Here is a 21,466-nt window from a genome sequence, read left to right on the forward strand (position 1 = left end):
TAAGGGCTTCTGTCACTTTTTTTGGCTACAATCATGTATGAAACATGCTGCTTTTATTGTTGATGATTAGCCAGAAAAAATCAAGGTTGTTTAATCTACTTACTAGACATAATTGCTTAAATTATATCTTTTTTCTTAAAAAACGAAAATCTTTTAATATGGGAATTATCCGAAAATTTCATAATCAGGATTATCTAATAAATAGTTAGAACTACAAATAAATTAAACCAGCATTTAAAGATAACATAACTTATCGACACCGACGATTATTTTTGGGACAAAAATCCTGTATTTATGTCTTTTGAATTTGAATATTTGCCATATATAACGATCAACAGATATTGAAACAGTCAGGACATTTGGAGAGCGATCGCAAGCTCTCAGCGGAAAGTAAACCTCGACCTATGGCAAGAAATTGATGAGGTTGTGTCTAAACACAAAGTTACTTGGACTTGGGTTAGGCGAAATTCATTGCCACAGCTTGAAGAGTGCGATGGCGAAACGCCCACCGTAGGTGATGGTGCTTATGTTGCCAAGGCTTGCTGTATCCAGCAAGCCTTCATCGTGCCAAAGGCACGATGCAACCATCCTTTTAGGATGGTTGGGCAACAGCACCCGCATAGCGATCGCATTGCCAAGGAACATTCAAAGGCTGTAAATCTTGAACCAACGGCAGAACCAGGGTCTGAGGATGAAATCTGGAAGCAGCATGATATGGAGATGGATGAGTATTTGAATCCACAAGCCGTTCTTTCAACATAAGAATGCATACAAGCTGCCCCTCTGGGGTGGCTTTCTCTATAAAAATCACATTGATTATTGACTCAACAATGAAGCTTTTTTTCTTTTACTCAGAGAAAAATATAAAAAAACAACATAGAGTATATACTGAGCGATAAGACTAAAAAATATTCTCTATAAAGCTGTTGAAACAACTGAGTGAGTCAGCAGCAGAGAACTATAAGTTTAACCACTTGCTGTCGTTGTAGTTAGGTTGTAATTGTTGGTGCTAGTAAGTTGGGTGAAAGGCGGAAATCATCAAAAGTGATATCTGGGAATAACGTGTAAAAATTTCTACTTCGAGGATTGGATAAATGTATAGCAGGCAGCACAGAACCTCAAAAAATTCTTCCAATTCCTCAAACAAACCAGCGTCAAATCAATTCGCACCGCGTCGCTTTGTCGTTCAGCCCAAAACAGAGGAAGTAGCGCCCCAACAAGACCAAACGCCTGCAAAAGAGGCTCAACGAGAAGAGACACAGCAGTATAAAGATGGCTTTATAGATTTCTCAAAACTTACACCCCGCCCGTCCCCAGCTAGGACACCAAGACTTCAGATGCAGTGATGGTCTGGGATATACTTAAGAGTTTATTTACAGGTAACATTCTCAACGATGGACAAAATTTGTGGAACAAGATTACTCAAATTAATTGGTCGATAGGAGATTGATATGAATCTGGAAACAGTAATTGAAGAAATTCACAAAAACAGCAACAAAGTTGTTTCGCTTATTTTCTTGAAATTAACTGAGCAAACAATTGATAAACTATTATCTAAGTTGGGTTGAACAAAGTAAAACCCAACAATTATTTCGATTTTGAGTAGCTAATTAATATTGGGTTTTGTTCCTAGATTATGAGAGTCTAGCGAAGCGATTTGGCTTTACTCACACTAATTATAAATCTGACTTTCAGCCAGTAGCTCAAAGGGGTAATGAGTATATTAGTCCTGGTGTAGATCAATATAAAGGAGGAGTTTGGAAAAAGTTTGACAAAAAAGGAAATCGTTTAGGAACTTATGATGCTATTCTTAATAAAATAAGCAAGTAATAATATTAGAATTATGAATAAATTTGATATTAAGTTTATATCACCACCCTTTTTTAGTTCAGAATATCAAGATAAAGTTTGCTTGGGAAAAATAAAAATTAATGATTTTGAAGAATCTTTTTTCTCTCCTTTGTCATTTTGGACAAAAGAAAAGTATCAAGAACATTGGCGAAGATCCATTCAGCGTATGATGCTTAATCAAGTTGCCAATTCCTGTTTAATAACTTCAATGTATAATCCCCAAGAAGCAAATTTTATAGTATGGTGGTTATTCTACAGAGATGCTAAAAATGTTCATATTCAAAACCAAGTTTTATTTTTACAAGATTTGGTGGAACCGTTTAATATACAAAAAATGTATGATTATATACCAAAAAGAAAACAATATAATGATGAGGGAGAATCGATTTCTGAATGGAAAACTAATATTTTAAGTTTGGAAAGTTTTTTAAATACTTAAAAAAATGTTTCTACTGCTTCCTTGATGCAGTAGTTAGCTTTTGAGACAACTTTAGCCACTAAATTAAAGTTGCTATCTAAATAATACTCAAAGTTTTGCCAGACAAGGATGATTTGCATATCCATCCTCTTACAAAGATGCTAAAGATGTTAGAAACAATGTATGATAGCTATGGTTTTCACAATGTGGTGGAAATATCCTATTTTAATAAATTTCTTGATAGATTAAGAAGTTATGGGTTTGCAGAAATATTTGCATTTCAAGCTAAAAGGTATCCCTTGCGCCATGTGCAGAAATGTTGAATCTCGCAACGCGCTGCCTCATGCCCATACCCCTAATTCCCCAAACCCCAATCAAGTTTATGCACCAGTATAACGACGCGGCGTATAAACCCATACATTATGATTGCTGCACCGGATCTTTCGGGTTTGTGTGGAACCAACGAGAATGATGGTTCGCATATCGGCATCTGCGGGTTCTAACTGTTCAAGGGCGATCGCTTTAACTGTCTGTCCTGGTCTGCCGAGATTCCTTGCTAGCACTACCGGAGTGTCGGGTGTTCGATACTGCAACAAAATGTCTTTGGCTTCTGTTAGTTGCCAAGTGCGCTCTTTGGAGACAGGATTATAGAAGGCAATGACAAAATCAGCTTGAGCGGCGGCGGCAATGCGTTGTTTGATAATTTCCCAAGGCTTCAAGATGTCAGAAAGGGAAATGGCGCAAAAGTCATGCCCCAGAGGTGCGCCAATTGCTGCTGCTGCTGCCTGCATGGCAGAAATACCCGGTGCAACCTGAATTTCGATGGTTTGCCATTCCAGTCGGGGATGGCGGTCTAGTACCTCAAACACTGCTGCGGCCATTGCATAGATGCCAGGGTCACCGGAGGAAACTACGGCAACATATCGTCCCTCTGCCGCCAAATCCAGTGCCATCATTGCCCGCGCTTCTTCTTGACGATTGTCGGACTCATGGCGTCGCTTGCCATCACCCAGAGAACCGATTAAATCTAAGTAAGTTTTGTAACCCACTAGGTCGGTTGCTGATTGAAGTATCTCTTTTACTTGGGGTGACATCCACTCTTGACTGCCGGGGCCTGTGCCAACAATTGCTAATCGCCCCCGTGGTTGACCTTTGGTGCTGGGGTCGATGATTTGGGGGGAAATGGCGATCGCTAAAGGAGAATATGGAGAGTCCGAGGGGGGGAAAATTAGTTGCCCAGATGCACCTGTGGCGGCCAGGGCTGCGGCTTGGGCGGGGCTATAACCTTGGGAGAGAAACGCTGCTAGGTCAGTTGTATTAAAGAAGCGAGTAGGTACTTTCAAGGCATTAGCTACGGCGTGGATTGCCGATTCAGCAGATATAGTCAGGGGTGCAAATATACCTGCCACTGATGCGGGGGAAAGTTTAGCATCAGTCAGTAGCTGCCGCACTAATGCCACTGTTTCTTTTTCCCGCCCTACAACACCACTAATAGCGATCGCCACTGTTGCGGGATGATATACAAGACAGTTGGCTGTGATCTTTGGCAACTGTTCTGTAATCTGGATAGTTAAATCTCCCTTGGGATCAATCGGCAATCGACTATCACTCAACCAAGGTGCTGTCCCCTCCAGCTTAACTTGCGCCCCGGCCAGTAAATCTGAGATAAATTTTTTAGCATCTTCAGGGTTGGCTAAACGGTATCCAGGGGGAGGAGAAAACAGCGCGGTGCGAAAACGCAAATCGCCTGTGGTCGTAATTGCCGCTTGTATATCCAGCGCTTCGGCAATGAGGCGTGCCAAATCGTTCACCCCGTTGAGTCCACCCAAAAGGGGAACAACAGCGCTACCATCTTCAGCTACGGCTAACACTGGGGGTTCAAGTCCTTTATCAATCAGCATCGGTGCCAGTGTTCTAATGAGAATACCTGCGGCACAAATGCCAATCAACGGCGTTCCGGCTGCGAACAATTCCCGTAGCGTCTCGCCAAAATTCGTAAAGCTAACATCAACTGCTGAGGTGCGTCCTGCTAAACCGTAGAGAGTCGCCCCTGGTAAGACGCGCATGATTTGCCGCCCTATTGCCACACTATTCTCACCCAGCACCACGACGGCGGGTGCAACCCTTGTGCTCATAATTTATTTTTGGTCGGTATGACGATCATCGAGAAATAGGGGACTTCATCGGGATTAACTTCATCTAAAGGTACAATCCGCTGCTGTGACGTTGTTGCCCGCTCAATATATTTTGCCCGCGATGCCAACCCTAACTGATGTAGGATATCCCGCACTTTGGTAAAATGGCGACCCAGTTTGATAATTGCTGCGGCATCGGTTGCTAATAGTTGTGTGATCAGCACTTCGGCGGGGAGTGGGGCGGGTAGAACTGTGAGGATATCGGTGTAGTAGGTGAAGGGTAAGCCCAAGGCTACAGGACTTGCCATGACGGAAGAAATGCCGGGGACTACTTCTGTTTCATACTGGTCAGATAACCGGGTGAACAAATACATAAATGAGCCGTAGAAAAACGGGTCTCCCTCGCACAGTACCACTACATCCCGACCGACTGCCAGATGGGCGGCGATTGGTTCAACTGCTTGGTCGTAAATGGATTTAGCTTTTTCTGGTTCTAAGGCGCGGGGGAGATGATACAGTACTTCAATTTGATTGCCAGTCAGATATTGTGACACAATGCCCCTGGCAATACTTGGGCGATCGCTTGCCGATTGATAAGCAACCACCGGGGCTGCACGTAATAACCGCAGTGCTTTCAGGGTTAATAGTTCTGGATCTCCTGGCCCGACACCAATTCCGTAGAGACGACCGCCGCTTTTCATGATTATTCTTCCTCCGTTGCCAAGGCGTTAACTGCGGCGGCGGCGATCGCACTACCGCCGCGTCTTCCGTGTAAAGTGAAAAAGGGTACATTTCGGCTGTCTGCTGCCAATGCTGCCTTTGATTCTGCGGCACCGACAAAGCCCACGGGAAAGCCCAAAATCAATGCCGGGCGTCCCGCCCCCTCATCCAGAATTTCTAATAGCCGGAATAGCGCTGTGGGGGCATTGCCGATCGCCACTATTGACCCTGGAAGATGCGATCGCCATAATGCTAGGGCAGCCGCTGACCTTGTAGTTGCCATCCGCTGGGCGATTTCTGGTACTTGCGGTTCATTGAGAGTACAGATAACTTGATTATTTGCTGGCAGTCTTCGCCGTGTCACCCCGTCGGCAACCATCCGGCAATCGCACAAAATCGGCGCACCCGCAGCCATTGCTGCCCTTCCCGCTTGCACAGCCGTTGGCGAATAACCCAAGTCATTAACTATATCAGTCATTCCGCAGGCATGGATGAGACGAACGGCAACTTTTGCCACATCAGATGGCAGCACATCCAGGTTCGCTTCTGACCTGATGATGGCAAAAGAATTACGGTAGATTTCGTTAGCATCTCGGATATAGTCTGGCATTTAGATTTGAGATTTTGGTCTGTGTGCAACTGTAGTTAATATCTGATTTAATTGGGTGAAAGCATAGCGATAGGCAACGCGGCCCGCTGTTCGCGATGGGCTACGCCCCGCTGGAAGCGATCGCAAAATTTTCCAAAAGACTCATCAGAATTCAGGCGTTGACTTTGATATGCTTTTAACAGTCGCTCAATGAGTGCAGGTAATTCAGAAAAAGTCACATATTGATAGAGTAGACGCCCAAATTTCTGGTTACTGTCACCATCACCAATAAAAACTTGATAACCTTCAACAGTTTCATCACTGACACCAAGCAAGGTAATATCACCCTGACTATGCTGGGCACAGGATTTAACACAGCCGCTAAAGTGGATATTAACTGGTCGGTCTAGGGTAATGCGATTTTCTAGATACTCTGTCAATGCCAATGCATGACCTTTAGTATCAGTTGCTGAAGCGGCACAACCCCGACTACCAGAACAGGCAACTAATGCACCTTTGATACTCGTTGCTGCGGAATCTAACTTTAAGCCAGTAATTTGACTTTCAACATCAGCAACTTGGTGCTGGGGAATATCGGTGAGGAGTACATTTTGCCAAGGAGTCAGTCTGAGACTACCACTACCAAATTTTAGAGCTAAATCAGCCAAACCCCGCATCTGCCAACTCTCCAAGCGACCAAGGGGTAAGACAACACCAATATAAAATAACCCTGGCTGACTTTGGGGATGGATGCCGATATGTTGATACTTAAAATCTGACCTCTCCCCCAACTCCTCTGGGAAACGGAGAGGGGAGAAACTCTCCTCCTTTCCTGCAACAAAAGTTTTTCCTTTTCCCTCCCCTCGTAGGGGAGGGTTAGGGAGAGGTAGGAAAGGGGGTTGGGGGGTTAGGTTTTTTCTGACTTCCTGAAGATAATTTTCCCAACCTAGACTATTCACAACTTCTCGCAAACGTGGTTTACGGGAATTACTAGAATCGATATGATTTAAATAGACATCAGCTAAAGCTGCCAAAACTGGCAAACATTCCTCTGGTGCGATCTGCTGAAAGCAGCAGCGCTTCGCTATCGCTATTCCCATATCCCTGGGTAGTTCTCCCGAATCACCAATACTCAGATAAAGCCGGAAGTAGACATCACTGTCAACTAACACAGCAGCAAAAGTGATATCATTCAGGCGATCGCGCACCGAAACTTTCCCACCACCATCAAAGCAAACGCTGAATTTGGCTGATAGTCCCGATAAATGCGGATTTTCTCCAATATACTGATTCCATTTTTGGACAAAAGGACGAGTGTCGATTAATTCCTGAGAATCAATACCCGCTGTTGGGCTGGTCATAATATTACGGATATGATCTACAGCAGGATTAGCAGAACCTAAGCCGATATCCTGTAGACGCTGGAGTACTTCAGCGTTGATCCCTTGATGAATTTCCCGAATTTGCAGGTTAGCACGGTTAGTCACATCAACATAACCACCACCAAACTGATCTGCTATATCTGCGATCGCATCACATTGTTTACTCTCAAGAATCCCCCCCGGTATTCTGATGCGAGACAATATACCATCTTGGGCGGGTGTGGCGTAAAACAAGCCAGGACATTTAGTAAAACCAGACAGCAAAACTTTAACTCCTTCCCCGTGTGACGCAGAGACAGAACTTGATAAACTTCTTAGCGTTGGCATTCTGACTCAGAAACTAACAAGTAAAACGAAAATTCTTTTCTTTCACTTTTTGCCTTCTCTTCACAGCTGCGGCACAGTCCCGGAATTTAACCGGAGTTTCCCAACTCTAAGATTTAGCAGTCTACCACAAGGAGGTATTTAGCGGTTTAAATGTTGCAAAAAGTAATTTTTCAACTCTCGAACACCTAAACACGATAATTTGAAAAAGATGGGGAGGGTTTGATTCAAGCTATATGCGACGGGACTCGATTTTTTACGCTCTTTTCCAACAATATCCAAGGCTGTTATTTGATTTACTAGAAGATGCACCTGAGAATGCGGCTAATTACCGCTTTGACTCAGTAGCGGTAAAAGAACCTAAATTTGAAATTGACGGTGTTTTTCTACCACCAGAAACAGAGGGTGCAGGGGTTGTTTATTTCTGTGAAATACAGTTTCAAAAGGATGAACAACTGTATGAGCGTTTGTTTGGGGAGTTGTTTTTATACTTTTATCGTAACAGGGAGCGGTTTCGCAACTGGCAAGCAGTGGTGATTTATCCAACTCGCAGCACTGAACAGGGAAAAATTGAACCCTACAGATGTCTTTTAGAAAGTGATCAAGTTCATCAGGTATATTTGGATGAATTGGGGAAAATTGAAGATTTACCCCTTGAGGTGGGTTTATTGGTGTTAACAACCCTAGGAGAGGAGGAAACACCAGCAGCAGCGCGGTATTTGCTCAACCGTTCCCAGCAGGAATTACGGGAAGCAGAAGGCAATAACGCCATAATAGAGATTATCACCACGATTCTGTCTTATCGGTTCACTCGTTTAAGTCGTTTGGAGATAGAGGCCATGTTGGGTATCACTTTACAGCAAACTCGATTTTATCAAGACGTCAAAGAAGAGGGCAAGCAAGAGGGTAAGCAAGAGGGTAAGCAAGAGGGTAAGCAAGAGGGTAAGCAAGAGGAGGCAAGAACATTTGTTCTACGTTTACTGACTAAGCGATTTGGTGAAATTTCTAGTGAGTTAAATTCTCAGATTTCGAGTTTATCGCTGGAACAGTTGGAAGCTTTGGGGGAAGCTTTGTTAGATTTTGTGAGTTTGGATGATTTAGCGGTTTGGCTGGAAACACAATAAAACAAAATGGTTAGCAAAATGCAAATTGCTAACTACAGAGGATATGACGCAGAAATGGCTTTCGATTGTTGGAATAGGTGAAGATGGGTTAAAGGGATTAAGCGCGATCGCACTTTCTCTAGTTAACCAAGCTAAAATTCTGGTGGGAGGCGATCGCCATTTGGCTATGTTACCCCCCAATGACCAACGCCTAAAAATCCCCTGGAAATCCCCAATTAGCGCCACAGTAGAAGAAATTATCCAGCGGCGGGGTGAATTAATTTGTATATTAGCAAGTGGTGATCCGTTGTGTTACGGCATTGGTGCGACTCTCACACGACGCATTCCCATCTCAGAAATCACAATTATCCCCGCAGCTTCAGCCTTTAGCCTCGCTTGCGCTAGATTGGGATGGTCATTAACAGAAGTGGAAACTCTGAGTTTATGCGGACGTCCACCCGCTTTGCTGAAATCTTACATTTATCCCGGTGGGAAATTATTGATTTTGAGTGAGGGAAAAGAAACGCCGGGAATTGTGGCGGAGATATTGACAAAATGCGGTTATGGTGATACCAAAATCACTGTCTTGGAACGGATGGGTGGGATTGAGGAACGGATAGTTGAAAGCCTTGCGGCATCTTGGAAAGAGACAGAAATCGCCGCTTTAAATGCGATCGCCATTGATTGTATCGCAGATACGGGAGTTATCGCTTTATCCAGATTACCAGGACTGCAAGATTTTGCCTATCACCATGATGGACAGCTAACAAAGCGAGAAGTGAGGGCGATTACTTTATCAACCTTAGCGCCCTTACCAGGGGAATTATTATGGGATGTGGGCGCAGGTTGTGGTTCAATTTCCATTGAATGGATGCGGAGTCATTCTCGATGTCGTGCGATCGCCATTGAACAAAATTCATCTAGACTAAATTATATTGCTGATAATGCAGCATCTCTCGGTACGCCAAATCTGCAAATCATCGCAGGTAAAGCGCCAGATGTCCTCAAAGACTTACCCAAACCAGATGCTATTTTTATTGGTGGTGGGGTGACAGCACCGGGACTTTTTGATATTTGCTGGGAAGCATTGCGTCCAGGTGGGCGAATAGTGGCGAATGTTGTCACTCTTGAAGGTGAGCAAACCTTATTTCAATGGTACGAAAAACTAGGCGGTAATTTCACCCGAATTACGATTCAACGCGCTGAACCCATTGGTAAATTTTTAGGTTGGCGGGGAATGGCAACTGTGACACAATGGGTAGCAGTAAAGTTATAACTGCCAAACCTTAATAGTTTTCTGATTATCACTGCTCACTAAATACCGACCATCTGCACTCAACGCAATTCCATAAACCTTAGCCAAACCTTCGGTAATAGTTGCTTTTAGTTCACCAGTTTTTACGTCCCAAAATTTAATCGACTTGTCACGACTACCACTAATTAAAGTTTGACCATCTGGACTAAAGGCAATACCGTCAACAACATCTGAATGCGCCTGAATCGTCAGCAATTCTTGAGTTGTGACAGTAAACATTATTAATTAAAAACAGTTAATTAACTAATAACTAATGTTTACAGTTAACTAGGTTTAACTTAAGTTATTGTTATCTATTGATTAAGTTCAACTAAAATTGAGGTAATAATAATCTAACCCTTATCTGCTAGAAGGGGTTTTACTGGCACTTTGAGTTATTTAGTTTATTTCTGGATAGGAGTCCATTTTGGCTTAGGATAGTAGCCTTTCCAGTCTCTTATGAATTGTAAAACACCCTCAACATTGCCTCCACTTCTTACTAATGCCAGCATTCCCTCAATCCAGGCTGGTATCCAAAGTACTTGCATACCATATTCATTGAATATAATCTTTGACTTTTCTTCTATATGTCCACTAAGAGATTCCTCCCCTATATCAACCCAGTTATTACTGGTGTTTCCCCCTAAAGTATGATAATCTTCATAATTTTTTGTTAGATAAGGTTTAAAGTACTCAATTAGCTCCTCTATTGTATTCTCTAAAGGTGGTAGCTCCTTTTGGTTAGGTTTCTTATCAGTCATTTTATTTACTTGCTTAACCTGGTGGATATCTAATTGTTACATACTGTGTCAGAATGTGCTCAAATTATAGAGAATTTTCTACAAATCTAATCAATTATTCAATTGTCCTTAGCGATTGATAGTCGACCCAACCCAACTTCAGTTTGTTTTATTGCAGTATACTCCAGCCCTCATGTACAACCATAAGGTAACTTTTAACCATAGGGTAACTACTATCAGTCTCCTTACCTTTAGTAAACTGATTTAGCTCTCTACTCTTAGTAAACTTAATTCAGTTGCCTTAGTTGAGTGGGTTAATTCAGCTAACTAAATTAAATCAACTAATTAAGCTTACTAAAAAGTAAGAGAGCTAACTTAAGCAAACTGAATTGAGCAGACTAAATTAAGGAAACTTAACCCCCTCAACTTGACAAAGTAAACTTAATATAGTAAGCTTCAACCTCACTCAATTCAGCCCTCTCATTAGCACCCTCTACAAGGCTCAACAGCCTATGCTAACTAGGTTTCAGGTATCTTCTACCATCCATTTTAAGTAGGTTTTTTAAGGCTTATTTACCTACCCCTTCCTTTAATAACCTGATAATTCAGTGATTTATCTCTTCAATTTACTTATTAAATCAGCTTAATCTACTTACTGAATGATTAGTAAATCAATCACTTAATTACCCTTAAGTACTTTATTCAGAACAAATTTAAAAGTATTCTGGTATTTCAGTCTTCTTTATACAGGCAGCATAGTCCCTTAACATTGTCCTGGTGTCATGACCTGTTTGTTCACTTACCTCTAAGGGAGAGACACCAGCAGTCAAAGCATGAGATATGTATGTTGACCTTGAGTAGTAGAACTTTCTATAACTGATACCTAATCTTGTTAAGATTGCTTTCCATGCTCTCTGACAGAAGTTGTGATCATCAATAGGGTTACCTTGCCTTGTAGTGAAAACAAAGGATTCTGGGTCAGGATTCTTAAGTCCTTTCTCTATTAATATCTGCTGCATTTTAGGACTTAATCTGATAACTCTATCCTTGTGATTTTTAGCAGCTTTCCTTATTTTCCCTCTTCCTAAACTTTCACCTACCCATACAGTTTTATAGTCTGGTGAAATATGCTTCCAAAGTAGTCCATTAAGCTCACCAGTTCTCATCCCTGTACCAAAGGCAAAGGTAACATAACTTGAGTAGTGTTTGTAGTGTGGGTCATTTTGGAAGGCTTCTATAATTTGCTTGACTTCTGCTGAGGTGAAAGGTCTAGGTTTCTGCTTAGGGGAAATCTTAATAGATTGGTATATCTCCAACCAAGGATTAGATCCCACCCAATGTTTAGATTTACCCCACTCCCAACAAGCGTTAAGTAAACCTATTCTCTCTTTAAACACTCTATCACCTGACTTTTGCCTAACCCACTCTGCAAACTGCTCAGAGCATACAGAACCTAGAAACTCAGCAGGCTTATCTGCTAGACACCCTACATCTATTCCATTATCACAAACAAACTCTTTTAGGTAGCGTAGAGTTGCTGTATATTTCTGAGAGGTTAAGGGGTCATTACCTTTAGAGCGGTGGGCAGTGAACAAGTCAAACATGTCCCCTATAGTGACTCTTTCCTGATTAGTATCTTGTTTAGTATCACCCCTGTAATTAATTAGCTTGGAAGAGTCAAAAGTCTTTAGTAGTAAGTCTCTGCTTATCTCTGAGGCTATTCCCTCTGCCACTTTGCGGTTAACTGGAGTGTCAGCTAGTTTAAGAGCTAAAGTGTGCTGCTTACTGTTGTGGGTGAATCTTAGGCGCAACCTGTCTCTGAAGCACTCTATGTGTACAGTTCCTGCTGGAGCCTTAGCCATAGGATACAAAATTAGGATACTAATCTGATACTAAAAGTAAGTCAGATTTGTGTCAATAGAGGGTGTAAACTGGAAGTTTTCAAATCCAGTTATTTCTGAAACCCTTGCTGTATATGAATTGTGAATGGACGTAACTGGATTCGAACCAGTGACCTCTACGATGTCAACGTAGCGCTCTAACCAACTGAGCTATACGTCCTTAAGCAATGAATATCTAATATAGCATATTTTTTGCTAATGAGTCAATAGCCAGAGGCAATTTATTTATTTTGGCTGTAGCTGGCGGAGTTTATTCTTTGCCGAGAGTAATAGTTCTTGAGCCTTTAGATAAGCTGTAGTCCCATTTTGCACCTTTTCCAGACGATTGATAATTCCTTGCAAATCGCTGCTTACCCGATTGCGATCTAAATCCTTGGCATCTTTGGGGATGGAAGCGAGTAAGTTTTGGATTTCCCGTTGCGCTGACTCTAAAGCCGCTAGAGAATCTTCCTCGGCTTGCTTTCGGATTCTCACTTGTCCTAAATTAGTTTCATAGGTTGCCAATAATTTCTGCGCTTCGGCGTAACCTGCTACATCTTCTGAAGAAACTTCTTTGAGTCGCTTAATTGCTTCTGACCATAAATTTTCTATTTGTTGCCATTCAACAACAGAATGGGGCGGATTTTGCCCAGCTTTAGCGGCTTGCCAAGAAAATTGCCTTGCTGCGGCGATTAATCCACTGATGCGATCGCTTCCTGCGGCTAAACCGATAATTTCCTCAAATTCGCGCTTGTCGGTTTCTAGTTGATTTTGGGCGGTTTTGCCGGCTAGGGTTTGACTAGGAATTTGCTCTAATTGATTTAGGGCTGTTCGCCAATTAGCGATCGCCAAAGCCTTACTTGTTGCAGTTGTCGCTTGTTGATAATCCTGTTTTGCCAGCAACAGCGCCTGTGTATTGTGCGTCAGCAACGTTTGAGCATTTTTCTCTTGAAAGACCTTAGCGGCTAACAAACCAACTTTGCTCCGAGCCGCATTAAAACCATAAACACTAAATCGCGAGTCATACCACCAATATCTATATTCTAAGCCATCATTAACAACCCAAGTCGGCAACTCATTCAGATGTTTTTCTGTCTCTTTCAGCTTTTCTTCTCCCAAAACTAAATCCGCTGCACTCGTGGCTTGTTCAATCAATTGTTCTGCTTGTTCCAAAGAAGTTAACGCCAGTCGATAGTGATTATCCATATTCACATAGCTGGGTGCTAGCAAAATCGGCGCATTCTTAGACACAGGACGGCGAATTACCGGATAAGGCAAATTTGCCACCCAAACCACAGCCGCAGGAATGCCGAAAAGTATTGCTAACCAGAAAATTTTGCCAAATATACCCCCCTTCGCTTTTTTAACCGTTTGCTGTGGTGATATTGCTCCCACCTGGAGAACGACAGGTTGCTGGCTGGTGGTAGGGTTAATCCCAGAGTTGTTTTGAGAATTTTTACGCAGAATTTTCTGGGAGATTTTGTGTAAAAAGGTCATAAATTATTATTGGTACTGAATTAAGTATTACCTAATACTGACTTAAATCCACTTTTTTTGGGTAAAAATCACCTAAATTCCAGCTTATAGCCATGAAAATCAGGAAATCATTCAGACCAAAATCTTGATTTGTCTGCCTATTAACTCTGCATTGCCTTGCTAATATTTATAAGATGATGGAATAAATCAGATAATACTTAGAATGTCAACAGCTTTAATTACCGGGGCGTCTGGTGGTATTGGTAAAGCTTTTGCCCAAGAACTAGCCGCCCGGAAGACAAATCTTGTGCTGGTAGCTCGTTCAACAGAGAAACTGAACCAACTAGCTAAACAATTACAAGAGCAATATAAAATTCAAGTTGAGGTGATAGTTAAAGACCTCACAGAAGCTAATGCTACTGATGCCGTATTTTATGCTATCAAAGACAAGGGATTAACTATTGATTTGTTAATTAACAATGCAGGTTTTGGTGACTATGGTGACTTTGCCGAAGGGGATGGAGAACGGCAAATCAAGATGATTCAATTAAATATTCTGGCATTGGTCGATTTAACCCATAAATTTCTCCCCCTAATGCGGCAGCGCCGTGCAGGAAGCATTATTAATGTATCCTCAATTACGGGATTTCAACCAATGCCCTACCTTTCTGTTTACGCAGCTAGTAAGGCTTTTATTATTAGTTTTAGTCAAGCACTATGGGTAGAAAATCGTGATTATGGCATTCGTGTCTTGGTAGCTTGTCCAGGTCCAACAGAAACAGGCTTTTTTGCTGAAGCTAAGGTTCCGAAATCTGTAACGGGTAAAACTAATAAGATATCTACTCCTGAAGAAGTGGTACGCGATGCCCTGCAAGCTTTAGAAAAGGGAGATTCTACAGTGGTAAGCGGTGGTTTGGGAAATAAGTTAATCGCCAATATGCACAGATTTTTACCACGAGAATCTCTGGTAAATATTTTGGCAAAACAGTTTAAATCATCAGCGAATTAATTTACATATATCTCGTCAATTGCACCCGATAGCGGTCTTTTTTGGTGACAGCGATTTCCCCAACTTCTAAACGTCCTTTACTGCGAATAGCGATTAAGTCACCTGATTTAACTTGGGCGCTAGGTTGGGTGACTTCCTTCCAATTAACGCGAACATCACCGGAGTCAATGAAATCTACCATTTTGCTGCGGGACATGGCAAAACCAGCGGAGGCGATCGCATCTAAGCGCAAAGAAGCCTCCACAGTGGTTAATTCTTTTTTCTTCGGTTCCCGTACCTTTAACTCACTGAAATCAATCCGCCGAGTTTTCACAGGCACAGATCGCACTTGCTGAAGACTCATTTCCAAAAATTCCGCCAACTCCGGGGCGACAATTGTTTGAGCACCCCGTTCCCCCAAAACAATTACATCCCCGGTTTTTTCGCGAATAATTCCCGTCCCCAGCATCGCGCCTAAAAAGTCGCGGTGAGTAGCGGTATCGAACAGAAAATTACCAGCAATCTCCAGAACGACGAGAGCGACTTGGGATTGATCTAGGGGAAGTTCCGAACGTGCGATCGCAATTCTTTGGCGTTCAGCTTGGGGATATCCACCCCAGGCCACCAGTTGCACATCTGTTAACCGACTGAACACCCGCTGAACTTCCGCCAACTCCGGCGGAGACAGAAAATCAGTCACTACTACTTCCCAAGTTTTGATCGCTTGCTCCGCCTGATCGATCACACGTGCTACAGTATCTCGATTTTCAACACCCTTTAAAAGTTCTTCTCTAGGTAACATTCACAAAAGTTATAAATTTTGAGTCAATGACTGAGAGCCACTTTTTGATTCTAGCTCCATCTCCCATGTCAAGATAGGCGCAGATGGATAATCAGGTGAATCAAATCTTGCCAAATTTTTCATTCCTAATTTTTCCAGAATCCGAATTGAGGCAGGATGATCCTGTGGACAATAGGAAATAATTTTCTGAAGTTCCGGCTGAGTAAAAGCAAAATTTACCAGTGCTTCAACCGCTTCAAAAGCATATCCCTGATGGCGATACGCCGGCAGCACCTCATAACCCATTTCCACAGTTCCTTGCTCATCGGGTTTGCCACCAAATCCTAAATCACCAATCAGCGTTGAATCTTCAAGGTGAATCATCAGCCACACACCCCAACCAAGGTGGGATGGATCATTTAACAGCATCTGAGCATAAATAGGGAAAAAATCTAGCACCTCAGAAGCATACCAATCATCAGGAACCTTCACCCCTAAAAGCTCCTCTACGAGTGATTTATTTTTGCGCGCCACACCTTCGGCTACCTCCAAAGAACAAGGCAGCAACTCCAGACGCCGTGTTGTGATTTGCCACGAATTATTCATGCACTAACCGCCTGTTGTATCGGCATAACCCTGGATATTTTCTGGCTCAAACTGACGCAAAATGCGAGTAGCTTGCCGAGAGACAGTTTCAGTACCCTGAACCACAATTAAGTATTTACCCAGATCCAAACGGTTGCGGTAGGGTAAAGCATCACCACCACCCACGACTAAGCCAACGCCACCACCAACAAACAGACTACCCATAGCACCGCTAGCAGCGCCTAGCAGCCCCCCAATGATGTGATCGCCAATTTCCCCCGCCCAAGCAAAGGTATTCAAACCAGTAATGACGCTGAAAGTAAACCCGGCAAAAAAGCCAAATGGTACCAGCCAGTATGACATTAGCCGGGCTTGCTTTTTGGCTTGCTCTTTTGGGTCAATCAAGCCGAACTCGTCAGCGGTTTTGTACCCCCTACCGAGGATAGTACTTTTGATGCCTTCTCTTTCTAAGGCTAGGTACGCAGCTTCGGCTTGGATGCGGTCTGGTAATACGGCAACAAGGTAATTCATTAATTTAACAATAGTTATCTGATAGATTTTTTGGCTTTATTATCAGCGTATCAGCCCTGGTCGAATCAGTCTGGCTCCTTGGAGTCTTTAGTCAGAATACCCAACTGTCGCCTCTCTGGGGATTCACTTGAGCGAATCCAGCGGCTCACAGAAATTGTTCACACCTTGTTTGAGGATATATATTAAAACTGGTGTTGCTAAAATTTTGGGAAACGTCGGCATTCTTTTGAGGTTTGCCATCATCCCCAGAATTGAGTTATTCAACAAGTCTTGCCGATATTCGTCTTCACAAATGATGGCACGCCATTTTCTCGCCAAAGCATCTAACCACTCTGAATTTGCTCGTTCTGGTTGCTGTCCTGCCCGAATGGCTAGCGTCATTGCTGCATCTTCTAAGTCTCCCTCACAGTCCTCAATCAAGTCCAGCGCTTCCATCGCTTGAGGATCATCTGCTAATTGAGAGCGAAACTGTGCAATTTCTTTCGATGTCACTGTAGTCATGAGTTTTTGACAAGCAGAGCGGTTGAACACTCAGTTATGTTAGTTCAATTTTGATTCAACTGTTTGACCTGTCATGGCTAAATAACAACGCTGTTAGAGCCAGACCGAATCTAATATAGATTTTTTTGACCAAAAAGCCCCATTTAGCAGTGTAATTACTGCCAAATGAGGCTTATTTGAGCTTTTGAGCAGAAATACTGCTGTAAGGAAGGAATTCTGAAAAAGCAAACTTTCTCAAATCTACCCGTGCTGATGTTTAGTGTCTACTGGACAAGGGTGCATAGGAGCGGTTATCCCTCAGTCGGCAGATACATCAGGTAGAGATGAGAAGGTTTTTTTACTTATTTAATGCCCTTGATGTCACATATCGTTGTAAATCAGTCAAGGCACGGTTGTAATCCAAAATAGCCCGAATGCGATTACCTTCAGATCTTGTTAAGTCGTTTTCTGCGTTAATGACATCGGTTTGAGTACCTACACCAGCTTGAAATCGCAAACGCGCTAAACGTAGAGCTTCCCTAGCCTGTTCTAGGGCTGTATTAGAGGTTTGCACATTCTCTAAATTAGATAGCTGGTTAGAAAAGGCTTGTTCCACCTGAAAGCGGATTTGGTTACGCTGCTCGGAAAATTGAGTTTCGGCGATCGCAATATTAGCTCTGGCCTGAGACGCTCTGGCTTTTGCTGCTCCCCCATCAAACAAATTCAGGGTTGCCCTAACTCCCACCGAATAACCGTCGCTCACGTTGAACCCATCATCAAACTGGTCTAGCAAGTCGTAGTTGGCAACCAAACTCACTTGCGGCCCTAGGGCCGCAAGTGCCTGCCTTCGCTGTTGCTCGTTAATGTTGCGCTGCGCCAACTGCTGTTGTAGTTCCGGGCGGTTTTGATAAGCTAGCACAATACTTTGTTCCAGCGACTGGTTCCAAAGACCAGCTAATTGCACAGGATCTGCCGCACTGATATTCACCGACTGCGGCAAACTCAACCGAGTTGCTAAACGACGACGGGCAATTTGCTGTTGTCCAAGAGCATTAGTTAGTTCTTGTTGGGAATTTGCTAAATTCACCTGCGATCGCAACACATCGAACCGAGTACCCACCCCAGCTCGCTCTAGCGCTTGTGCATCTCGCAGACTAGCCTGGGCATTCTCTACAGCCGACTGGGTTATGCGTACTTGCTCATCTGCTTGTTGCAGATCGTAGTATTCTCTGGCGACATTCAGGCGGATATCCTCAGACCTACTCTCTACAGCCAACTCATTGAAACGAACCTGCTCTTCAGCCTGTTTAATGGTTGCTTCTCGTCTCCCAGAAGTATAGATGTTATACGACAGTTCTGCTTGACCTGTGAAAGTCGTATTGTCAGGTGCTGTAGTATCTGCTTGCTTGGCTGTTAGCGTATTCCCAGCACTCCGACCATGAGAGATATTGGTATTTAGGTCAAAAGAAGGAAACAAAGCAGCTTGTGCTTCCCGTAAAGCCGCTTGAGTGCGTTCTAGCTCCAAGATTGACACCTGGAGATCACGATTGTTCCGCTTTGCCAACTCCAAAGCCTGGGCCAAAGTAATCGGCTGATTTCCCTGAAGCGTCACTTCCTCTGTTTTAGTAGGAAATTGCAAAGGATTGGGGCTAGGATTTAAATTCTCAGGAATTGGCACAGAACCAGTAGGTGCAGGCGTTACATTTCCTGATGTCGTCGGAATTGTCACAGAACCAGCAGGTGCAGGCGTTACGTTTTCTGATCTCGTTGGGGTACTACTTTGGGCCAGCTTCTTTCCGGTGACATTTTGTTGTGAGCAGGCCCTTGAAGCTAGGAGCAAAGAAGCAGAAGAAGTAGTTAGCTTTGGACTCTCGTTCTGTAGGCATCTGTGCGACGCCAAAAGCTTTGCTATTCCTGCACCCGTAACAGAATTTGGTAAAACTGTCTGCAACTGTTTATCAGGTTTTTGCTTCTGGACTACTGGCTGCTGTGAAGAAGACATTCGCGAAGTTTCTTTCGGGACAGAAGAGATAATTGATCTAGAACTCTCTAATTTCTGCCCATAACTGGGTAATTTACTTTGTTTTTGCTGGCTCTCAACAGAACGATTCCCATCTATTATGTGGGAAGGATCTGCGGTAAGTGGCAAGCTGGAAAATCTACCTTCGTCTTTCCTCGATACTTGTTCTGTTGGTACAGCAGTATTTCCAGTCATAATCTCTGGAAAACTGAGATTGCTAACAGGGTTCACGCTGAGTTTAGTCAAACCAGGAACAGTTACTAGGGCTGAAGAATTATCGCCTGTAGTATTAAACTGTTGCGGATTCATGGTTTCCGCAGCCAATGTTCGACCAAAAGCAGAAGTCGAGACAGTAGGAGAAGACGCCAGCTGTACCCCACTTACTTTTACAGTACTAGCCCAAGCGGGCTGAGTCGTTAATACCGCTGCAGTCACACCTGGTAAGAAGCTATGGAATAATTGCTGTCCTTTCACCGCATCTCCTCACACGAAAATCAATCTAGCGGCAGAATACTTGTCTTCACCACAGAATATAGCACAATCCTAAATTTAGGAAAGAATATAGTACTACACTAAATTTAAGAATCGGAACTCTGTTTATCTTCAAAACGTTTGACAATGCGAGAAAGTTCCGCCTTTTCATCTATACTAACGCGGGTAGGAGCACCACTGATAATCCGCTCGTAGTTACGGAATGAATCTTTAATATCGGGACCATCCGCTGTTATATTGTACTCACGGATGCCTTTATCATGCCACGATCCCCGCATTTTGAATACATTAATAGCCCGCGACATTTCCCCACGAATTTCTACGTATTGTAACATCAAAATTGTGTCAGTAATCGTGGAAATATGAGAATCCGTAATCGAATGTGATCCCATAAATTGGTCAGTTGTGTTGGTAAAGAAACCAGTGATCTCTTCTTGTTTCGCATAACCTGTGACACCAATCACAAACTGCCGAAATGCATTATTACTCACACCTCTAGCTAGAGCTGAGAGGGAGTCAATGGCAATACGAGCTGGCTTAAAGGCAGCAATTTCTGACTTAATAATTTGTAAGTGGTCTTCTAAACCAGTGGATTCGGGATAGGTACAAATTATTTTGAGTAACCCTTGATCTTCTAACTCCTCAAAATCAATCCCCCAGGAAGAGGCGTTGCGGGATAGTTGAGCCCGAGATTCTTCATAAGCAAATAATATCGCCCGTTCGCCACTGAGGCAACCATCTTGAATAAACTTGCTGACTAATAGGGTTTTACCAGTACCAGTGGCGCCTGTGGCTAAAATAATCGAATCTTTAAAGAAACCACCTCCACACATTCCATCTAGGGTTTTGACTCCCGAAGACACCCGCACATTGGATGACCTTTGGGTTAAACGCATCGCTCCCAAGGGGAAGATGTTGACTCCTGCATTGGTAATTGTAAAAGGATACTCACCTTTCATATGAGTTGTCCCGCGCAATTTGAGAATTTCAATTGTGCGCCGACGGCGTTCTCCTTCTAAAACGTTGCGAACAATGACGACATTATCAGAAACAAATTCCTCCACCCCAAAAGAAGCGACTGGTCCATATTCTTCACTACGTTCGGTCGTAATGATAGTTGTCACACTCAGTTGTTTGAGACGTGCTACCAAACGAAAAATCTCCCGCCGCACTACTCCCATAGCTTCGTATTGCTGAAATACTGCGGTTATGGAGTCAATAGAGACTCGTTTTGCTTTATATTTGCGAATGGCATATTGTAAGCGCTCAATCAGGGCCGAAAGGTCAAAGTTACCAACGATATCTTGACCTTCAGGATCGGGGGATGCATCCAGAATAAATAATTTACCTTCCTCAATGAGGCGGTGCAAATTCCACCCAAAAATATTGGCATTTTTAATAATGTCACTGGGTGATTCCTCGAAGGTAACAAATACACCTGCTTCATCAAAGCAGGTGATCCCGTTATAGAGAAACTGAAGAGATAATAAAGTTTTGCCTGTTCCAGAGGTACCGCTGACTAAGGTAGTTCTGCCAATCGGTAAACCACCATGACTAATGTCGTCAAAGCCCTCTATCATTGTGCGGATTTTTTCTACACCCCCAATCGGTGTTTTGTTTGGCTCTGGTTGGTCTTTTTCACTCATTGCTTGATCTCAAATGGGTATTTAACCCAGT

General features: G+C 43.1%; 22 protein-coding genes, 1 tRNA gene and 1 riboswitch. Of the genes, 7 read left to right on the forward strand and 16 right to left on the reverse strand.

Annotated elements, in window-relative coordinates; translation table 11 throughout:
* Positions 1-426: 426 nt before the first annotated feature.
* The 4 genes from CYLST_RS15630 (at position 427) to CYLST_RS15645 (ending at position 2,290) form a co-directional block, all read left to right on the forward strand.
* Positions 427-762, forward strand: a complete 336-nt coding sequence (locus CYLST_RS15630) for a hypothetical protein (protein WP_041233125.1) — start codon at positions 427-429, stop codon at positions 760-762.
* 332 nt (positions 763-1,094) lie between these two features.
* Complete coding sequence (locus CYLST_RS15635) at positions 1,095-1,346, forward strand: hypothetical protein (RefSeq protein ID WP_015208690.1); 252 nt, start codon at positions 1,095-1,097, stop codon at positions 1,344-1,346.
* 277 nt (positions 1,347-1,623) lie between these two features.
* Positions 1,624-1,830 (forward strand): toxin C-terminal domain-containing protein, encoded by a 207-nt coding sequence (locus tag CYLST_RS36795; protein ID WP_041233126.1) that lies wholly within the window; start codon positions 1,624-1,626, stop codon positions 1,828-1,830.
* Between the two features lie 13 nt (positions 1,831-1,843).
* Positions 1,844-2,290, forward strand: coding sequence for a hypothetical protein (locus tag CYLST_RS15645; protein WP_015208693.1), 447 nt, complete (start codon positions 1,844-1,846; stop codon positions 2,288-2,290).
* Here CYLST_RS15645 and CYLST_RS36355 read toward each other — a convergent pair.
* The 5 genes from CYLST_RS36355 to cobG all read right to left on the reverse strand — a co-directional run bounded on the left by CYLST_RS36355 (position 2,287) and on the right by cobG (position 7,422).
* Positions 2,287-2,409, reverse strand: coding sequence for a hypothetical protein (locus tag CYLST_RS36355; RefSeq protein WP_015208694.1), 123 nt, complete (start codon positions 2,407-2,409; stop codon positions 2,287-2,289). The genes CYLST_RS15645 and CYLST_RS36355 overlap by 4 nt on opposite strands.
* Before the next feature lie 240 nt (positions 2,410-2,649).
* Complete coding sequence (gene cobJ / locus CYLST_RS15650) at positions 2,650-4,404, reverse strand: precorrin-3B C(17)-methyltransferase (protein ID WP_015208696.1); 1,755 nt, start codon at positions 4,402-4,404, stop codon at positions 2,650-2,652.
* Entirely contained in the window at positions 4,401-5,105 is a 705-nt protein-coding gene (locus tag CYLST_RS15655) for a precorrin-2 C(20)-methyltransferase (RefSeq protein ID WP_015208697.1), read from the reverse strand. The genes cobJ and CYLST_RS15655 overlap by 4 nt, the downstream gene beginning before the upstream one ends.
* 2 nt (positions 5,106-5,107) lie before the next feature.
* Entirely contained in the window at positions 5,108-5,734 is a 627-nt protein-coding gene (locus tag CYLST_RS15660; protein WP_015208698.1) for a precorrin-8X methylmutase, read from the reverse strand.
* A gap of 47 nt (positions 5,735-5,781) precedes the next feature.
* Positions 5,782-7,422 (reverse strand): precorrin-3B synthase, encoded by a 1,641-nt coding sequence (gene cobG / locus CYLST_RS15665; RefSeq protein WP_015208699.1) that lies wholly within the window; start codon positions 7,420-7,422, stop codon positions 5,782-5,784.
* Positions 7,397-7,566: riboswitch (cobalamin riboswitch) on the reverse strand. It overlaps the preceding gene by 26 nt.
* Positions 7,567-7,655: 89 nt before the next feature.
* Here cobG and CYLST_RS15670 point away from each other — a divergent pair.
* Positions 7,656-8,543, forward strand: a complete 888-nt coding sequence (locus tag CYLST_RS15670) for an Rpn family recombination-promoting nuclease/putative transposase (protein WP_015208700.1) — start codon at positions 7,656-7,658, stop codon at positions 8,541-8,543.
* A gap of 43 nt (positions 8,544-8,586) precedes the next feature.
* Positions 8,587-9,798 carry a bifunctional cobalt-precorrin-7 (C(5))-methyltransferase/cobalt-precorrin-6B (C(15))-methyltransferase gene (locus CYLST_RS15675; protein WP_015208701.1) on the forward strand — a complete coding sequence of 404 codons (1,212 nt, stop codon included), beginning with the start codon at positions 8,587-8,589 and terminating at the stop codon, positions 9,796-9,798.
* Here CYLST_RS15675 and CYLST_RS15680 read toward each other — a convergent pair.
* The 5 genes from CYLST_RS15680 to CYLST_RS15700 all read right to left on the reverse strand — a co-directional run bounded on the left by CYLST_RS15680 (position 9,793) and on the right by CYLST_RS15700 (position 13,933).
* Positions 9,793-10,056, reverse strand: coding sequence for a WD40 repeat domain-containing protein (locus CYLST_RS15680; RefSeq protein WP_015208702.1), 264 nt, complete (start codon positions 10,054-10,056; stop codon positions 9,793-9,795). The two genes, CYLST_RS15675 and CYLST_RS15680, sit on opposite strands and share 6 nt — an antisense overlap.
* Before the next feature lie 164 nt (positions 10,057-10,220).
* Positions 10,221-10,577 (reverse strand): hypothetical protein, encoded by a 357-nt coding sequence (locus CYLST_RS15685; RefSeq protein WP_015208703.1) that lies wholly within the window; start codon positions 10,575-10,577, stop codon positions 10,221-10,223.
* A gap of 692 nt (positions 10,578-11,269) precedes the next feature.
* Positions 11,270-12,418, reverse strand: a complete 1,149-nt coding sequence (locus CYLST_RS15690; protein ID WP_015208704.1) for a tyrosine-type recombinase/integrase — start codon at positions 12,416-12,418, stop codon at positions 11,270-11,272.
* A gap of 125 nt (positions 12,419-12,543) precedes the next feature.
* Positions 12,544-12,617 (reverse strand) — tRNA-Val (locus tag CYLST_RS15695).
* Between the two features lie 65 nt (positions 12,618-12,682).
* Positions 12,683-13,933, reverse strand: coding sequence for an ATP synthase subunit B family protein (locus CYLST_RS15700; protein WP_015208705.1), 1,251 nt, complete (start codon positions 13,931-13,933; stop codon positions 12,683-12,685).
* A 202-nt stretch (positions 13,934-14,135) separates the two neighbouring features.
* On the opposite strand from CYLST_RS15700, the gene CYLST_RS15705 reads away from it, so the two are divergent.
* The gene (locus CYLST_RS15705; protein WP_015208706.1) at positions 14,136-14,921 is read left to right on the forward strand and encodes an SDR family NAD(P)-dependent oxidoreductase; all 786 of its coding nucleotides are present in this window, start codon (positions 14,136-14,138) and stop codon (positions 14,919-14,921) included.
* A gap of 1 nt (position 14,922) precedes the next feature.
* Here the strand turns inward: CYLST_RS15705 and CYLST_RS15710 are convergent, their stop codons facing one another.
* The 6 genes from CYLST_RS15710 to kaiC form a co-directional block, all read right to left on the reverse strand.
* The gene (locus tag CYLST_RS15710; protein ID WP_015208707.1) at positions 14,923-15,702 is read right to left on the reverse strand and encodes a photosystem II electron transport protein, Sll1252 family; all 780 of its coding nucleotides are present in this window, start codon (positions 15,700-15,702) and stop codon (positions 14,923-14,925) included.
* A gap of 9 nt (positions 15,703-15,711) precedes the next feature.
* Entirely contained in the window at positions 15,712-16,287 is a 576-nt protein-coding gene (locus tag CYLST_RS15715; RefSeq protein WP_015208708.1) for a GNAT family N-acetyltransferase, read from the reverse strand.
* Between the two features lie 3 nt (positions 16,288-16,290).
* Positions 16,291-16,797 (reverse strand): hypothetical protein, encoded by a 507-nt coding sequence (locus CYLST_RS15720; RefSeq protein ID WP_015208709.1) that lies wholly within the window; start codon positions 16,795-16,797, stop codon positions 16,291-16,293.
* A 123-nt stretch (positions 16,798-16,920) separates the two neighbouring features.
* Complete coding sequence (locus tag CYLST_RS15725) at positions 16,921-17,298, reverse strand: hypothetical protein (protein WP_015208710.1); 378 nt, start codon at positions 17,296-17,298, stop codon at positions 16,921-16,923.
* Positions 17,299-17,635: 337 nt separating this feature from the next.
* Positions 17,636-19,771 carry a TolC family protein gene (locus tag CYLST_RS15730; protein WP_015208711.1) on the reverse strand — a complete coding sequence of 712 codons (2,136 nt, stop codon included), beginning with the start codon at positions 19,769-19,771 and terminating at the stop codon, positions 17,636-17,638.
* Positions 19,772-19,875: 104 nt separating this feature from the next.
* Entirely contained in the window at positions 19,876-21,435 is a 1,560-nt protein-coding gene (kaiC, locus tag CYLST_RS15735; RefSeq protein ID WP_015208712.1) for a circadian clock protein KaiC, read from the reverse strand.
* Between the last annotated feature and the right edge of the window lie 31 nt (positions 21,436-21,466).

The sequence above is a fragment of the Cylindrospermum stagnale PCC 7417 genome (assembly GCF_000317535.1).
Lineage (GTDB): Bacteria > Cyanobacteriota > Cyanobacteriia > Cyanobacteriales > Nostocaceae > Cylindrospermum > Cylindrospermum stagnale.